The organism is Sphingobium algorifonticola (assembly GCF_004005485.1).
In the GTDB taxonomy this organism is placed as follows: Bacteria; Pseudomonadota; Alphaproteobacteria; order Sphingomonadales; family Sphingomonadaceae; genus Sphingobium; species Sphingobium algorifonticola.
Window position 1 is genome coordinate 1 of the sequence record NZ_RZUL01000014.1, and the last position, 15,682, is coordinate 15,682.

The 15,682-nt window shown below is 62.0% G+C and carries 18 protein-coding genes; 3 read left to right on the plus strand and 15 right to left on the minus strand.

Annotated features, from left to right (window positions below):
- Positions 1-146: 146 nt before the first annotated feature.
- Entirely contained in the window at positions 147-380 is a 234-nt protein-coding gene (locus tag ENE74_RS17030; RefSeq protein ID WP_241242072.1) for a hypothetical protein, read from the plus strand.
- A gap of 70 nt (positions 381-450) precedes the next feature.
- Positions 451-690, plus strand: coding sequence for a hypothetical protein (locus ENE74_RS17035; RefSeq protein WP_127692077.1), 240 nt, complete (start codon positions 451-453; stop codon positions 688-690).
- Positions 691-713: 23 nt separating this feature from the next.
- Here ENE74_RS17035 and ENE74_RS18570 read toward each other — a convergent pair whose 3' ends face one another.
- The 8 genes from ENE74_RS18570 to ENE74_RS17080 all read right to left on the minus strand — a co-directional run bounded on the left by ENE74_RS18570 (position 714) and on the right by ENE74_RS17080 (position 6,103).
- Entirely contained in the window at positions 714-911 is a 198-nt protein-coding gene (locus tag ENE74_RS18570; protein WP_127692078.1) for a DUF6961 family protein, read from the minus strand.
- On the minus strand, positions 911-1,216 hold the full coding sequence (locus tag ENE74_RS17045; protein WP_127692079.1) for a DUF5818 domain-containing protein: 306 nt from the start codon (positions 1,214-1,216) through the stop codon (positions 911-913). Before ENE74_RS17045 ends, ENE74_RS18570 begins: the two co-directional genes overlap by 1 nt.
- Positions 1,213-1,638, minus strand: coding sequence for a thermonuclease family protein (locus ENE74_RS17050; RefSeq protein WP_127692080.1), 426 nt, complete (start codon positions 1,636-1,638; stop codon positions 1,213-1,215). Before ENE74_RS17050 ends, ENE74_RS17045 begins: the two co-directional genes overlap by 4 nt.
- A gap of 12 nt (positions 1,639-1,650) precedes the next feature.
- Positions 1,651-2,292 carry a S24 family peptidase gene (locus ENE74_RS17055; protein WP_007688341.1) on the minus strand — a complete coding sequence of 214 codons (642 nt, stop codon included), beginning with the start codon at positions 2,290-2,292 and terminating at the stop codon, positions 1,651-1,653.
- 342 nt (positions 2,293-2,634) lie between these two features.
- Positions 2,635-2,901 carry a DUF3489 domain-containing protein gene (locus ENE74_RS17065; RefSeq protein WP_127692082.1) on the minus strand — a complete coding sequence of 89 codons (267 nt, stop codon included), beginning with the start codon at positions 2,899-2,901 and terminating at the stop codon, positions 2,635-2,637.
- Positions 2,902-2,905: 4 nt separating this feature from the next.
- Complete coding sequence (locus tag ENE74_RS17070; RefSeq protein WP_127692083.1) at positions 2,906-3,970, minus strand: BsuBI/PstI family type II restriction endonuclease; 1,065 nt, start codon at positions 3,968-3,970, stop codon at positions 2,906-2,908.
- Complete coding sequence (locus tag ENE74_RS17075; protein WP_241242073.1) at positions 3,967-5,739, minus strand: HsdM family class I SAM-dependent methyltransferase; 1,773 nt, start codon at positions 5,737-5,739, stop codon at positions 3,967-3,969. The genes ENE74_RS17070 and ENE74_RS17075 overlap by 4 nt, the downstream gene beginning before the upstream one ends.
- Positions 5,740-5,776: 37 nt before the next feature.
- Positions 5,777-6,103 (minus strand): HigA family addiction module antitoxin, encoded by a 327-nt coding sequence (locus tag ENE74_RS17080; protein ID WP_127692085.1) that lies wholly within the window; start codon positions 6,101-6,103, stop codon positions 5,777-5,779.
- A 197-nt stretch (positions 6,104-6,300) separates the two neighbouring features.
- Between ENE74_RS17080 and ENE74_RS17085 the strand changes: the two genes are divergently transcribed.
- Positions 6,301-6,531, plus strand: a complete 231-nt coding sequence (locus tag ENE74_RS17085; protein ID WP_127692086.1) for a hypothetical protein — start codon at positions 6,301-6,303, stop codon at positions 6,529-6,531.
- Between the two features lie 3 nt (positions 6,532-6,534).
- On the opposite strand, the gene ENE74_RS17090 is transcribed toward ENE74_RS17085, so the two are convergent.
- Genes ENE74_RS17090 through traW form a run of 7 tightly spaced genes read right to left on the minus strand, consistent with a single transcriptional unit; the run spans position 6,535 to position 15,665 of the window.
- A complete protein-coding gene (locus ENE74_RS17090) occupies positions 6,535-9,237 on the minus strand; it encodes a conjugal transfer protein TraG N-terminal domain-containing protein (RefSeq protein WP_127692087.1) in 2,703 nt (900 codons plus the stop codon).
- Positions 9,238-9,270: 33 nt separating this feature from the next.
- Positions 9,271-10,707: a conjugal transfer protein TraH gene (locus ENE74_RS17095; protein WP_127692088.1), complete on the minus strand. Its 1,437-nt coding sequence runs from the start codon at positions 10,705-10,707 to the stop codon at positions 9,271-9,273.
- 1 nt (position 10,708) lies between these two features.
- Positions 10,709-11,560 (minus strand): conjugal transfer protein TraF, encoded by an 852-nt coding sequence (locus ENE74_RS17100; RefSeq protein WP_127692089.1) that lies wholly within the window; start codon positions 11,558-11,560, stop codon positions 10,709-10,711.
- Positions 11,541-13,268, minus strand: a complete 1,728-nt coding sequence (locus tag ENE74_RS17105; protein ID WP_127692090.1) for a conjugal transfer protein TraN — start codon at positions 13,266-13,268, stop codon at positions 11,541-11,543. The genes ENE74_RS17100 and ENE74_RS17105 overlap by 20 nt, the downstream gene beginning before the upstream one ends.
- Positions 13,265-14,029 (minus strand): type-F conjugative transfer system pilin assembly protein TrbC, encoded by a 765-nt coding sequence (trbC, locus tag ENE74_RS17110; RefSeq protein WP_127692091.1) that lies wholly within the window; start codon positions 14,027-14,029, stop codon positions 13,265-13,267. The genes ENE74_RS17105 and trbC overlap by 4 nt, the downstream gene beginning before the upstream one ends.
- Positions 14,026-15,054 carry a conjugal transfer pilus assembly protein TraU gene (gene traU / locus ENE74_RS17115; RefSeq protein ID WP_127692092.1) on the minus strand — a complete coding sequence of 343 codons (1,029 nt, stop codon included), beginning with the start codon at positions 15,052-15,054 and terminating at the stop codon, positions 14,026-14,028. Before traU ends, trbC begins: the two co-directional genes overlap by 4 nt.
- Entirely contained in the window at positions 15,051-15,665 is a 615-nt protein-coding gene (gene traW / locus ENE74_RS17120; RefSeq protein WP_420902609.1) for a type-F conjugative transfer system protein TraW, read from the minus strand. The genes traU and traW overlap by 4 nt, the downstream gene beginning before the upstream one ends.
- Positions 15,666-15,682 lie beyond the last annotated feature (17 nt).

The following is a 15,682-nucleotide window of genomic DNA, read 5'->3' on the forward strand; positions in this document are numbered from 1 at the left end:
CACGATCAACATCCCGTTCTCGCCAACTGATCAAAACCAGTCGGCCAACTAAATCCCCGGGATGAAGGGGTCCTTTTTGCACGCCGATCACCCCACGAAGGGGGTGCCTATTGCACGCTGATCCTCACAATCAGCAGACGTTCCTGGTGACAGTCACGCGGCTGCGCGATGGTCTCACGCTCTATGTCGATAACGCTGGCAAGCTTGAAGCGGCGGTCGAGCGCAATGCCGGCATGAAGCGCTCGGCGCTGGAAACGGCCGATCTCCTTCGGGACGCTGCGTCCAAAGGGCAGGCCAGAGATCGTGTCGATCCTGCACCGGAACGCAAGCCGCCAGAGCTTGACCGGTCGATCACCAAGCCATTCGAGATCGGCATCTAGCGTCCCGCTGTCCCCATGCGTCCGCACATGGCCGGTTGACGTGAAGTTCTTTATTTGTTCTCATTGACCCATGCCCCGAATCTCCGATGATATCCTCCTCACTCATCTCGAAGTCGCGCTGGCCGTTGTGCCGGAGCACACGCTCGTCCGTCTCAATGCCGATGATCCACGCGCCCAGCGCAGCGCCAGGGTCGATCTGGCTAGTCATCTGGTCGAGCGCATGCGCGGTTTCACCATCGAAGGCGACAGCCATGGCGATCGAGGCGCGCAGCCATGCCTGTTTCCGGGCGATCTGTCGCCGATCGGATGAACTGGTAGTCTTGTCAAGGAGGGTTACTGGAGTGGCCGGTCCGGGGCGTTGGAGCTCAGCTGAAGAATTCGCTCGGCGATAGCCTGCCATGTCCGAATGCCTGCCTCATCGCCAGCAAGTGCGAGCGCCCCGATCTGTTCTGCGACGTGCATGGGTGCCTTGTCGCCATGAGTTTGCAGGACATGGTTGGCGCAGGCCCAGAGCTCCCAGTCGCTCAGCATCAGCGCAGCACGCTGACGACCCCGCCAACCGTCGCATATAGGCCATAGGCGACGAAGGCTGCGGCAAGGAGAAATTCGAGCCGGAGTTTGAATGCAGTCGGTCGAGGCTTTCCGGCAGGCCATATCTGGTCGCAGGCAAATCCGTTGAACCCTGAACGCTCCCCGACCACTTCGACGCGGGCGCCGATGAATTTGCGTACCTGGCGGGTGTTGTCGAGTTGCCAAGTCCCGCCATCATCGGTTCGCAGCACCGGTCCGTTGGCCGACCATTCGACAACGCCGGCCAGATGCGTGGTGCTGGTCACCGGCAAGCCGGGCCTTTCCAGTAGCGATCCCAGCGCAGGACAGTGCCGGTCTTGATCATGGCGCATGACAGATCGGCACCTGACGGCAGACGGCACCAGGCAGCGGTCCTGTTTCCGCCTGCGGCCCCGTCGGAGCGGCATGTCAGCCGCGGACCTCTGACCACCACATGACCGGTCGAAATTGTTCCCTTCGCGCCCCCCATCAGCTGTACAAGGGCCTCGCGCGCCTCAATAGCCGTGGCATTTGGGCAGGGCTGATTGGTGCGGCAGGTGCCGTCCATTTCCCGGGCCGCGATGCCGGCGATCCGCAAGTGAGGGCCTTCCGCACACCAGACCGGACCGTCACCATCCCAGACATGAGTCGGTGTGCAGGTAAAGGTCTGTCCGGAAGCGACGATCGAAGCGGCAAGGAGGGCAAGCATCAGAGAACCACCTTAGAGCGCCCGTCCGAACCAGAGAACCCGTCCGACGATATTGAGCGTGCGTTTCTCGAGGCCGCGCCAGCTTGGATAGGCCGGGTTGTCGCTCAGAACCGACGCCCGCTTGCCCTGCGGTTCGAGGGCAATGCGCTTTACGCTCAACATGTCGTCCATCCGCAGGACATAGATCCCGTCTCTCAGCCGCGACTGGCCATCCCCGAGGTCGACCATAACCTCGTCGCCATCGTGGAGGGTGGGCTCCATGGAGTCCCCATGGACCGCGATAATCGAGAGGCTCGATGCCTTGCTCGCGGTCAGTCGGCGAAGCCACTTCTCGTCGAAGCCGAACTGCGCGGATTTGGCTTCCATTTCGGCCAGAGCGCCATGGCCGGCCGATGCCTCGACATTGAGCAAAGGCACATGGACCAGTTCGACGACCGGGCCTGAGCGGCGGGCAGGGGCTCCAAGAACCTTCTCATCGACCCCGAAAAATCGCGCCAGAACCGAGCGGTCCTGCTCGTCCAGCTGCCTCGGGCTGCCGCGCCGAATATACTGCTGGATGTAAGCGGCATTGCGCCCCAACAGGCGCGAAACCGAGGAGTAGTTCACCCCTCGTTGCTGGATCAGTTCGTCCAGGGCTCTCCGTGCGTCGTCCATGACTGCCAGTCCTATCGCGGGCACCTAGGAAAATCGATCCTAGACTCTAGGAAGTCTTCCTAGTATGAACATAACAGGAACACAAGCGTAAAGCGAGTCTACGACGATGGAGCTTCTGGAGCGGATCGAGGCATATCTGGCGCAAACACGGACGTCGCCGAGTACCTTCGGTCGGGTGGCCGTTGGGGACCCGCGGTTTGTAAAAGACCTGCGCGAAGGCCGGCAACTGCGTTCGACGACCGAAGCGCGAGTTAAGGCGTTCCTGGCTCGTTCGGTTGATCCTGAATATTCCGGGTAATTTTTGAACTATATGAAACTGTGGATACTCTTCAGGCTTAGTCATTAGAGCTTCGATCGATCTTCATCGTAAATCCGGTAGACGCGCCTGCTGGCGATATCTTCTGCAACAATATTCCTGCCTGACTTCCGAAACGTCGATAGGGCGGCATGCACCGTATTAGCCTTCCAGCCCGTAGCTTCGACAAGCTCCGAAATAGTGGCACCGCATCTCTGCGACATCATCGCAACAAGCAAAGCTTGTTTGGTGCCCTCGCGAAGCCTATGCTCCTCATCACTGCTGGAGCGGACCGCACTGCCCGTGGGAATCATGCGGCTAGCCTCCCTCAATCTGAAGCGGTTTACCGCTGAACACCATGAGGCTGTCAGGCTCGGATGCGAACCAGGCATAACTGCCCCAAGCCAAGCTACTAACAGTCTTTCTAAATGTTGCTGAGGCGCGATCGAGAAATGCGGTCACAAATGCAACGTGCTGGGGTGCGAAACCGGCGCCCTCGGCAATTTGCAAGAGAGCTGTCTTGCGAGCATCATTGACAGGACCATCCGTATGCACAACCTCTACGAACACCAGTAGTGGATGCACTGGTCCCAGATCGACGAGCACGATGTCGGGCAGGCTCTTGTCAGCCGGGATCGTCAGACCGATTGCCTTGGCAAGCTCATCGTCCCGCGCGACGACTTTGTTCCCACTCTCGCTTAGCGTGATTACGCCGGGCTTTTGCAGGAACCTTGGCGCAAAGACCTCAATAACTGCTTTGGAGATATCAGCGCTAGGTCCGGTCGCCATGCGGCGAGTTTCACCGTTCGGGAACGTAACCAGCTCGTAAGTGCCACCCGCGGCAGCACCTTTGCGCACAATTGCGATGCGAGCGAGCGCGCCCGCATTGAGGTGTTTCTCCCGCCAGGCGGCGGCCTTGGCTATGAAGGTCGAATCGTCGAGATCGGGTGATAACAGCTCGGCGAACTCCGCCTGTAGGGCATACCGCCCTGCCGACGACGTGGTGGCTACTGGCCGATCAATGACGGCGCCGTTTTGTAGCAGAGCATAGCGGATCGTGTCGTCCCGGATTGATTCCCGCGTATTTACCGCATACCACCGGTCAGGGATGTTCAAGCCTTTGCTGGATTTCATTGACATCGACACCCAATCTACGCGATCACTGTCGTTCGTCAGCTCCGCCTGCGTGTCTGTCATCCGCGTAACCTGGTCGGGCCGGAGCCAAACTCCAGTTCCTTCCACGGCACCCACATAGAGCATCACAAAAATCGTCTTAGCTGCAATCTCCCAGATCGAATGCTCACGGTTCGCCGAACCTTCGGGGAAGATTTCCGGCAAGCGCGTGTGGATTTCCTTCCACGATAAGAGCGGCGGAAGCGTCATGATTTGAGGCCATAGAGGCCGCGCAGAGCCTTCTCGATCGTCGCGCGCGAAGCGCCCTTCGCGACAAGCCGCTCGATTCCCGCCATGGAGGCGACAGGCGGTAGCGGAATGGCCTCCAACTCGAACGCCGACACTGCGACGCTCCCGCTGATGCAACGGAACACCTGATCGACCACATCGCTGTTGAGCACGGCGGCAACGGCAGCGGGAGTCACTTTCGGCTTTCCGATCGCGCGAACCATGTTCAGGTGGTTTTCGACGATTACTCCGCCTTGCGCGTCAATGAAGGCCTGCGGCAGTTCGGCCGCAATGAGACGCCGTGCCTGTTCCTTCGCCGTCGTGCGCTGCACGAGGACACACCCCTGATCTACGATAAGCCAGTCATCCCCAGCTTCCGTCTTGAAGTAGGGCGCATGATTTTTCTTTTGAGCACGGAAAACGAAACGCCCGTCGGCCGTCACCGACTCTGCCCAGATCAGTGGAAGCAGTCCACGCGCCGCGCGAGCGCGCATCTGCGGCTTGAACCTGTTCCAGACGAGCGGGCCAGTCGAAACACCATATCCCCAGTCAGAGAGGCGCGAGGCCATGCCTTCCGCCGCCTTGATGAGTCCGACATGGTCAGGTTCGCGCGGCGCGAGCCAAGGCGCGCCGGCGGCGTCAGGCAAACCGACTTTTCCATTCTTAGTCAGGCGCGCCTCGCGCTCATTATCAACATGGAGATAATGGACCTGGAAAGGCTCGCGCTTTCCACCCCTCCGGTAGAGCGCTAGAAGAGTTTCCTGCAGGACATCCTCGAAAACGCCGCGGCGCGCATGCACGAAATCAATCGCGACAGGCGGAGCCTCAGCCGCAAGAAGCTGGCGCAAAGCAGTGTAATACTGCCCGCCTAGAACGCTCGTGGGCGTCAGGTAAGCGACAACACCGCCTGGACGCGTCCATCTCAACGCAATATCGGTGAATACGCCATACAGATTTGCGTGGCCATAGAGGCTTCGCGCATAACGCGCGCGTTGGGTGGCTGACAGGGTTACTCGACCGTAAGGCGGGTTGCCGATCACCAAATCATATTGCGCCACCGGCGTCTCTTCGAGGGTATCACAGACTTTGACGAAGACTGGCGCGGCGCGGCCGCTCGCTATGCTGAGATCAGCTAGGAAGATTTCAAGCGCAGCCTGTGAGAGCGACGCCGCATGCGGATCAAGTTCTAGCCCCGAAAGATGGGTGCCGAGATGGGCAAGGACAAAAGCCGGCTCGCACCCTTCAAGCGCCCGACACATGCGTGCGGCAACTTCCAACAGGAAGGCGCCGCCACCGCTCGCCGGATCGAGCACACGCGCACTTGACCAATCGACGACGCCCTCATCGGCGAGATCGAGTAAACGCTGAGTCAGTGCGGGCGGTGTGTAAAATGCCCCGAGGGCACTTCGCTCCTTCCCCGGCAAGAGAGTCGTATAAAGACTCGTCAGGAAGTGGCCACCTTCCATGACTGGCAACATCGCTGCCTCCCGCCCGATGGATGTGGCAAGCTGGCGCGCGGTCGCGTCCAACCTTCCCCGCACAGTCAGAAAGGGGGGGCTGAGGGTCAGTTTAGGCGCGACGCAGGCAGCAAATGCCTCAATGGCTGCCCTTGCAAAAAGGGCTGCCTGGCCGGTGCGGCGTGTCTCCGGGATCGTCTCGGCCCAAGCTCGCGAAATAACACGAGCACGCGCCAGCTCGACGCGTTTGACGTCGACCGCTGCGGCTAAGTCGGGCGTCGTGGGCTTTTTCAAGCGTGCAGCTGATATGGAATTTGTCATATCTTCCCCCCTAACCGTGCCCTCGCCGTGCACTAGCCGTTTTCGGCCTGAATGGCGCTACAATGATTTCGTCGGCTCGTTTTCGGATTTCCGCGATGTCAAAACTTGTCTGCATCTCCATCAGCTGCTCGATGGAGACGCCGAACGCCTTCTCTATTCGAATTGCCATTTGAGGCGTGAGATCCGAGCGGCCATTAAGCAGTGCAGAAAGCGCAGGGCGAGTCACGCCAAGAACCTGAGCGGCATCCGTCACTGACAAGCCATTGGCCTCGATGATTGCGCTTTTTAGGAAGCCTCCAGGATGGCCATATAACAATGGATCGCTATCGGTTTGCATACATAGCCTTTCCGCCCCGAGCTGACTTGGTGCACTGTGGCCCGTAAAGAGACGCTTTACAAGCGAAAGTTGTTCCCTTTCTGTTCATGTCTCCATCGCGGAAAGCTTGGAAGTTGAGGAGAGGTAGCGGCAGCTGCTGGGGGTCAGAATTTCCTGTCCCTCGGCCTCGTTTCTGCTATGTTCCAAGGAAACCCGAGATGAACGCCATCATGACGAATTTCGACATTGAAAGCGCCGAGGCGCACGGAACCCGCAAGTGGGAAGGGCTGTCTGAAATCGATCAGGCAATCCGCGAAAACCGTCTGACAGAATATCGGATCAAGAAGGCTTGGGCTGATCCGTGGTCGCGGACCCTGAGCATCGTCGTCGTAGTTATCTTCGCCCTTTTTGCGGGGTTCGTGATCTACTGGGACCTCCTCAGGGGCTGACGCCTACCACTCTTTGACGTCATCGGCGGCCTCCGCACTTGCGCCCTGCGCTCCCTTAGTGACCGCGTCGAGGCGTCCCCTGGATCCGCCGATCTTCTGGCGACCAGCAGCCTGAGCCCTTTGTACCTCATCATGGAGATCGCCGGCGCCCACTTGGGGCACTGAGCCGGAGTCGCCTCCGCCAGTCCGCGCGCGCGCGCGTACTGATCCGGCGTCAGAGATAGCTGGACGGGACACGGACTTTCCGGGGGCAAGAACCAGGCGATCTTCGATCCCGTCCCGAAGCTGCTCGGCATAACCTTCAATGAACTTGGCCTGCAAGGCTTGGCCTTCCGGACTGAGCTGGAAGGTCACGTCGTCGAACCGCACATTGCCGTAGAAGTCTCGGTTGCGCTCAATCTCGGCCAATCCCCATTCACGGTAGGCCTGGGACAGATTGAGGCTTCCTGCCGCGCTGTTGCCCTCGAAGAAAGACGCTTGGCTTTCGAGGCGGTTGGCAAGCTCCTCGGCGCGCCTTGCCTCGCGGCTGTAGCTTTGCGCTTCGGTGAGAGACGCGTTCATGCCGCTTGCCGTGCTCGAAATTGAGGAGCTGCTCGAGGCGCTGACCGATCGAACGAATCCATCGCGGGTACTCGACCAATTCCTGCTGTCGGACATCTGGGCCAAGCTACCGAAGATCCGCGAGCGATCCTCCGATGCTATGCCAATGTCGCTGTCTGTCCACGTTTGGTTGCGCCCTCCCTTGGCGCCGATATTGGCGGACGCGACTCCATTCGTTACACCAGCGCTCGCGCCAGCTTCCCCGTTCAAGAACCACGCTACAGTGATGTCGTCCGCTGCCCTGCGCGACAGCCCGAATTGCCGCTGCAGACTGGTCGATGCCTGATCGACCTCGCTGAATGCGGTCTGGATGCTGTCGGAATTCGAGGTACCGGTCGCGCTCTCGAAGGATGCGCCCCGGCTGAACTGTTCCCTGAGCTCGCGGAACTTCGTGACCGCGCTGGTCGTCGATTCCGTCGCAATGTTCGCATAGCTCTCGCTGTTCGAGCGGGCCTGCGATGCCATCGTCGAAAGGCGCGCCGTGAATTCCTGGCCCAGCGTCGGCGTGAAAGGATAGCTGGAGGTCGGGATCTGGTCGTAGCTGCCGTCCGGGAAGCTCGTGGTCATTGCCCCGGTGTCGCTGAAGGTCCGCGTCTGCGGCGCGCCATAGGTGAAGCTCGGCGCTATCGTGCCTTGCGCGAACTGGCGAGTGAGGACGCTCGAGTTTTCGAAGCTGGTGTTGCCGAGCGAGACGTTGCCGGTACTCGCTTCCCGGGCCGCTTCCTCGGCCGCGTTCTGGCTCGGGTTGAGGTAGCTCGTCGCGTGGTGAGAAATCGCCATGGCGCCTTTGGCCACCCCGCCTGCCAGGAACGGCACCGATGCAATAAGATAGCCTGCCAGCAGACCGATATCGCTGTTGACGTCGGCCATCCCGGTAAAGCTTGCAAGGCTGAGGCCGTTGCTGCCCGTGACCGCGCTCATGTCGGCCGCGCCCTTGTACATCAGCATCATGTGGAGGATCACGAACAGCGGCCCCCAGGCCGCGAGATAGAAGAAGCCCGTCACATAGCCCTTGAGTGCGACAGGCCCAGTCTTGGGAAGCAGGAACAGGGGAAACAGGACCGGGAAGAGGGCGTAGAACAGCACGGTCAGCACGACGTTCAGGAGCGGAACCCACTTCATCGCATTGCTTGCGATTGAGCCATAGGTCCGTTCGGTCTGAATGTCGGCGCGGGTCTGGGCGTAGACGTCGACATTGCCCGCGCCGCTGCTGCCGGACATCGAGTGCATGGCTTGGCTCATCGCATTGATAGTCAGCGTCTGCTTGAAGATTTCGGTCGCGTTGGCCGAGACGCCGGTCAGGTACTGATAGGCCACCGGCAGGTCGGCAAAGAGCTTCGCCTTGGCGAGCGCGGTCGTCTGGTTGGGGTAAAGCTGACGGCCGAACACCGATCCCATAGCATCGACGAGGCCGGCCCACTGCGCATTGAGCGTGTCGTAGGCCTCGCGGCAGGTCACGATGTTCGAGCTCACCTGGCCTGAAGTAGCATCCCGGGTCAGGAAGCGCTGTGCGCGCGCCTGGCTTCCCGGCGCGATCGTCGCCCAGATGTCGCCGGTTTCTGCCAGCTCCTTCATCGAGTAGCGGCCGAGCAGGACGTCGTAGAACACGCATTGCCGGAAATGCTCGTCGAGATTGGCAGCAAACTCCGGATCGGAAATCCGCAAGGACCGGGTCGCATCGTAGAGCCGCGCGCCGTAGATCATCCCGTTTTTCGAATAGTTGAGATCTCCGGGCAGGCCGAACACCACTTCTGCCGAGCCCGTAAGATAGTCGCCGACCTGGCTGGTGAAGCTCGCCATCAAGGCGAGGCCCAGCGGGACGTTGCTGACATTGGCCGGGACAAGGCTTGGGTTGAGCCGATCAGTCACATGGACATCAAGCCGCGGCACCATGAGGCAGGAGTAGATGAGCGTTGCGCCAAGGAACCAGTTGATCCAGGCGCGCCAGTCCTGATTGAACGCGAGGGTCAGGGCGGACAGGCCAAGCCCCATCACCATCACCACCTGGAGCAGGCTCTTGTAGCCGCCGTTGCCGGTCCAGGCGGCGACCGCCTGGAAGACGTTGACCAGATAGTCCCCGCCGCCGACCGTGAAAATCTCGACCATGTCTGTTGTCCCGCCTGGATGTGGTTGGTCCGGTCAGTGGGTGAGGGCGCGGTTCTGGACGCCGCGCGACCAGTCCAGCGATGCGGCCATTCCGGGCGACATCGAGGCGGCCAGCACGTTCTCGATGAACGCAGTCTTCTCGATGATCTGCAGCACCGCATTGACCTTGAGATGCGTGTTGGCCTGCCGGTCAGCGAGCGCCTGACGCACGACATTGACCTGAGTCTGCCACATCGCGATCTTGGCTTCGTCGGCCCCGATGAAGCTCGACATCGAGCGGCCCGCCTCGCTCACGATCCGGTCGAGCACGGCAAACAACAGGTCGACACTGGCGATCTCGGCCAGGGTCTCCCGGTCGTCGGTCGGCATGCCCCGGCCATAGGCCGCCTGGACAGTCAGGATCTTGTAGAGCGGGATAGACGCGACTTGCAGCAGTTCCTTTTGCTCTTCGCTGATCGCTGTGTCGTCGCGGATGGCCTGAACCATACCGCCGATGAGCGCCGCCACGCGCGGCCGTAGCGCTTTCGATGCGGGCAGGCTCAGCGACTTGAAGCCCGGGTTGAGGCACTTCTCCGTTTCGTCGCAGTCGAAGATGAGGACGTTGCCATTCGCCGTGCCATCCAGCAGCGAAGTCACGAGGGTGGACGAGGCTTCGCCGACGATCGGAACGAACTTGCCCGGCTCGTCGTCCTTGGGGGGGACATAGATGATCGTGCCCAGCAGGGTCATGGCGTATTCGGCGAGCTCCTCGTCGAACCGGCCGCCGGGCGAGAAGAACGCCGACTTCTTGAGGATCGTCCAGGTGTAGTTTCGCGGCACGCCGGGATTGACGTCATCATATTTGCCCGAGCCCTGTGCGGTCGTGCTCGAGCGCTGCCCCCTGGTGCCGCACCCATGCTTGGCAGCGGCATAGTCGGTGAAGATCCCTTCGGAGTTGCCAATCGCTTCGCAGATCGCCTTGTCGGCAAGGTCGCCCTTCGGCCAGATCCCACCCACCAGTCCCTGCGCCATCTCGCAGGAGTTGATGTTGAGGTTGTTCATGAGCTGAGCCTTCTGGCTGAATTCCTGCATGATCTTCGAGCATTCCGGGCAGACTGTGTCGATCGCCAGGCTGAATGCGAAACCGACCGCGTTGTTCGCGACAGCCTTCAGCATTGCGACGATCTCGCTTGCGTTGATGAAGCTGAAGGACCCGGCAAAGATGTCGATCCCGCCGCAACCGGCGCGGGCGCGCGGCAGCTGCAGATTGGCGATGTTGGTGGTCTTCTGCGGGAACCGCGTCCAGACATTGCCGAGGCTGTAATAGCCGGCCGACTGCCCCTGGAACGCGGTCGGTCCGTTGACGTTGGCAGCGCCCCCGACGTCGTTCAGAAACGAGTCCATCGAACTGCCGACGTCGGCCGAAGCGCCAGACAGCGGGAGGGCGAAGGGGAGGGCGGCTGCCAGAAGCGCAGCGATGGCTCTTTTCATCCTAGTAGTCACGTCCAGCTTCCTTCGATGTGAGTAGGTAAATCCGGTCCTGCAGCTCGTCGGCGCTCATGACGCCGTAGCCGATCGGGATGGGGCGGCCGGTCTGCGCGTCCCAGAGCACGACCGCTGGCGTGATCTTGGGCTCGAGCCCCATGCGGCTGCGCTGGTTGGTCTCGACCGTGTAGTTCGGGAAATGCCGCGACGGGCCGCCATCGGTCGAAATCGCGCGCACCGCGATATGCCAGGTCGAGGCAACGCTCTGCACGATCGGCGACATGACTTCGCAAGCGCCGCAGCTCTGGGCGAAGAAGTAGAAGAGCCCGTAACGCTCGGAAAGCTGGGCCATCGCGGCGTTCCGTTCCGCGCTTCGCGAATCCTGCCACTGGCGCTTGCCAAGCGTCGAGACCGGGCGCTGCAGCGTGTAGTCGAGCTGGGGATCTTGCCAGATCGCCCGCTGCCAGACGTCGCTGAAGAGCGACGCGCGGTCGAGCTGCGCGCGCTGGAACCGAATATAGGCCGTCACATTTGCTGGCGTCGGCTCGAGGATCGCCTTGGCCTTCAGTTCGCGCAACGTCGCCGTGATCGCGTCAAGTTGGCTGGTCGCGCTGGACGTAGGTGCTGGCGAGGGCGAATTCTGGTCCGGCGTCTTGGGCCGCTCGCAGTAAAACCAGTATCCGAGCCGCCGTTCCTCGCAATAGAAGCTATCCTGGCGCCCGGTCGGCTGGGCGCTGGGCGGCGCATCGGTCCGGCTTGCGAGCGGCTGGGCGGTCGCCGGAGACAACTGGCAAACGGAATTGGCAATCGCGCAGGCGACAAGCAGCCGCCACGCGGCCTTACTGGCGGGCGCGGGCATAGTAGTCCTCGATCTTCTGTTGGATGTCTTGAGTTGCCTGCAGCTCGTCAGGCAGGCGGGCGGCGTCGGTAAACTCGGCGTAGACCTCGCTGAAGTCCATTTTTGAGAGGTCGAGCCGAGCAAACTCGTCGATGGTGAAGCCCTGGCATTGCTCAGTCTTGGGCTTACCCCAGGGCTTGTTCAGCTGCTGGCGGCCTTGCTCCTGCAGGATCCGCGAGAGCTTGGATTCAAAGCAGCAATAGACCTTGCGCTTGGTCAGGCACACGCCAAGGAACGAGGACGAGCAATAAGTGCCGACGTAGGCGCACAGACCCTGCGCATCCTTCTGATGCAGCAGCATCTCCTCGCGGCTGCAGCCCAGCGCCACGAGCAGCTGGATGCCCGGGATAAGCGGGAAGCCCTTGCCCTTACAGCAGTTGAGCACGCCGAAGACCTTGGACGAGCAGCTTTCTCGGGTCCCCTTGAACAGGGTGAGGTTGTCCGGATCGAATTCGCGGCGTGCCTGGTTCATCGCGTTCAAGGCGACAGCCGCGTCCTTGAACTCGTCGTTGGCCTCGCGCTGGATGGTCTCGCACGAACCATCGATGCAGTAGACGTCGCCGTCGCAGATAAACTGGTTGGTGTTCGCAGGCTGGTCCGGGACCGGGCAATCGTAGACCCGCTCCCAGGTGCGGCAGGGTTCGCCCGCGAGGCAGTCTTCGCGTACCAGCTTGCAGCCCGGAGTGGCTGCAAGAGTCTGGCAATCTTGGGCCTCGGTGAACTGCGCGCAGCTGTAACTGCGGCTCCACGCCCAGCAAGGCTGCGTCACGGCGATGCCATCGACGATGCGGCTCACCGGATCGCTGTCCGTGCACGTCTCTGTGTCCTGCTGGCACGAGGTATCAGCTGCGAGACCCGCACACGGGCTTTCATCGCGGGTGGTGGTGACGACGTTCTCGCCTGTCACCGTGTAGGGTGTCGCGCCATCGACCGGCGACGTGCAACTGACGAGATCGACCCTCAGATCGCCCGAGTTACAGCCCCAGTAGATCCCGAAATAAGGATCGCACAGGTTGATCGGATAGGACTGCGTGACCGTGCATTGCGGCGCGGGGTAGCGGTTGCAGTTGTAGACCGAAGCCGGGTCAACCCCGCTGCCACCAACGCAGTAATAGCCGTAGACCTGCCGCTGCTCGACACGGGCAGTCAACGTAACGGGGCAGGTCCGCGTTTCCTGTGTCGCGGTAAAGCCGACATTGCAGGTCGCCATGTAGCGCGCCGCGGTTCCACTGGCCGGCGGCAAGGGCACGCAGCGCCCCTGTGAGCCGCCGATGCCCATTCCGCTCGTATAGGCGAGCGGGTCGTCGCTGATCACATTGCTGCGCGCGATCGTTGCGTCGAGATCTTGCGGCGCAAATCGGGCGCGCCGGTCCATCGAATCCCGCATGGCCTTGTAGCCGGTGTTGGTCGTCGCCTGGCTCGCCGCTTCGCGGCTCATCCGGTCAGGATCGTAGAAGTAGCCCGACTGGCTCGGCGTGCCGCCGAAATTGGGAATGCGGCTCGCATCGGGGTTCGTCGTTGCCGCGCTTTGCGCCGAGGCTGCCTTGTCCCGTCCGAAAGCCTTGCCGTCGGCCTTGGCAGCATCAGTTGTGGTTTGGGCGTGGAGCGGGCCGACGAGGGCGAGCAGAAGCGCGCCCACGCCAGCGAGAGAGAGGACCGATCGTTTCATGGAACCTGCCTTTCAAGACGGGCGAGGTGCTGGGCGGCGAGCAAAGCGCCGGGGCCGCCGCCGCGCGCGAAGGTCTCGAGCGCGTAAGCTGCGCTGACATTGCCGCTCATCCGGTCGTGCGGCGGAACTTGCGTCCGGCAGTCGAACCCGTCGCATAGATCGAAGTCGCTGCTGGTGACGACGTAGGTGGGAACCGCCTCGATCCCGAAGGCGCGGAACAGCCGCGGGTCGATGCCGACGCTGTCCAGCTGCTCGCCAGGCTTGGCAACTTTGGCCCATGCCGTGGTGAGAGCCTTGACGCTGTTGCCGGGCAGCCCGCGCAAGGCAACAACACCGCCAGCCTTGGCCACGTCGTCGATCATCGCACGCAGCGCTGCAGGCGGCATCGATAGCGAAGCAAATGCGATGAACCTCGGCGCCTGGCCCATGCCTTCGCTGGTCATGGCGCCGGCATCGGCCACCATTCGGTCAAAATCGAATGTGCTGGCCTCACCAGGCTTCGCGTTTGCGGCGGCCTCGCGCGTGTAGCGGCGAGCGTGCGCCTCGGCCTCGTCGGAGCTGGTCCTCGCCTCCCGCGCCAGGGCTTCGGCTCTGGCGCGGGCATTGGCAGACAGCGCGTCGGCATCGGGGGCACCAGCACTGGCCCGCGCCCGGATAGCGGCTAGATCGAGGTCCGGTTCGGCCGTCTGCGCCGAGGCGCCAGCCAAAGCAGCAAGGCTGGAAAGCGATGCGATGACAAGAAGATGAGGAAGTTTGTTCATAGCGCACAGCAATTCCGCTTGCGCCAGACCAGGTAGCCCATGTCCTCGCCAATGGCGGGATAGACCTGGCCTGCCGACATGAAGGTGGTGGAGGCACCAATGGGCGCGCAGGCATAGCGGCCCTTGGTCTGCGGATTGGGATTGGTGGCCTGGAAGCGGTACTGCTGCTTGCGCATCACCGGCATCAGGTACTTGCCGCAAAGCCCTTTGCTGCCCATCGTCCCCCAAGCGACGAGTTCGCGGTGGAGCTTGTAGGAGAAGCGGGCGAGCGCGAGCCGCGATGCCTGCACATGGCCGATCGTTGCCGAGACATTGCCGTTGAGCGGATACATCGTGCCCTGGCAGCCCGCGCACCAGAACAGCTCGTCGGTCGGCAGCTTGGCCGTTGCCGCCACACAGTCCGCTGCACAGGCCGCAAGCGCCAGCGGATTGGCGAACAGCACCGCTTCAGGGTTGATGATCGCGGTGAGCTCGCTGTCCTGCCACAGCGGATCGATCTCGGTAATGTAGAGGATGTCGATCGAGCCGGACTCGAGGCACAGGAAATCGGCGACGATCTCCATCCAGTAGATCAGCGGATAGGCATACCAGTGGACATGCCACTGCGAGTTGTACTGCGTGGCGCCGCCGACCGCCGATGGCCCCGCCATCGACTTGAAGCCGATGTCGAACCCAGGATCGAGCTTCATCCCGCCGAGATTGACGAAGCACCATGGCTTCATGCTGACATCGGCGAGCCGCACCGGCTCCCAGAACCCCATGGCGATGCCCGGCCGCAAACCGCAGAGGCAAACGGGGAGAGCCGGGTTGCTCGTATCGGGACGGCTCGACGGCCAGATCTTCAGGCCACCGATCGAGATCGGAAACAGGCACGACCAGCAGATGTCCGTGATCGGATTGACGAACTTGCCAGTGCAGCTCCCGGGGCCGGCCGCAGCCTGGGCAGGAGCACTGGACACGACGCTCAGGCTCGTGAGCAGAAGTGCCCCGCAAAGCCATGACAGAAGGCGTTTTTTCTTGCTCATGACGGCGCACGCTCCTTGAGAGGCACGGGCTGTTCGGTGATGATGAGCGCGCGGCCCTGCTGCTCGACGGTTGCGGGCACCGCGCGAATGCCGAAGTGTTTCACCAGCGTGCCGCCCTGATCGAAGTAGAAGCGCCGTTGACGGGCCTTCATGAGTTCGAGCGGCGCACCCCGCACGAGGATGAGCTTGGCCTTTGTGCTGGCATAGCGACGAGTGGCCCAGGCGAGCTGTGCCGGGTCGTCCCCATCGAGAAAGACGAGAGGTGCGCGCAGCGGCACGGAATCCAGAGGATTGACCCGCGTGCCTGCGGCAATGATGACCCGCCCCTTGTCGTCGGCAACATCGCGCGGGACGGTGATCGTCGGATCGAAGCGCCAGCTGCGCAGCGCCGAGGCGAGGATAAGGCCAGCGACCGGCTCTGGCCGGTTGACCCGGGCGATGGTCCGCCGCTTCAGCTCTTCGTTGAGGCGGGCCGTTTCGCCGGTCTTCTCAAGCTGGGTGAGCCTGGCATGGATCTGCTGAAGCAGGTCCGGTTCGATGACCGGCCATACCGCGCCGTGCTGGCCGTAATCGCGAGCCATTGCCTGTGGTGCGATGGCCAGCGCCAGCACAGTGGCGCAAACGGGCA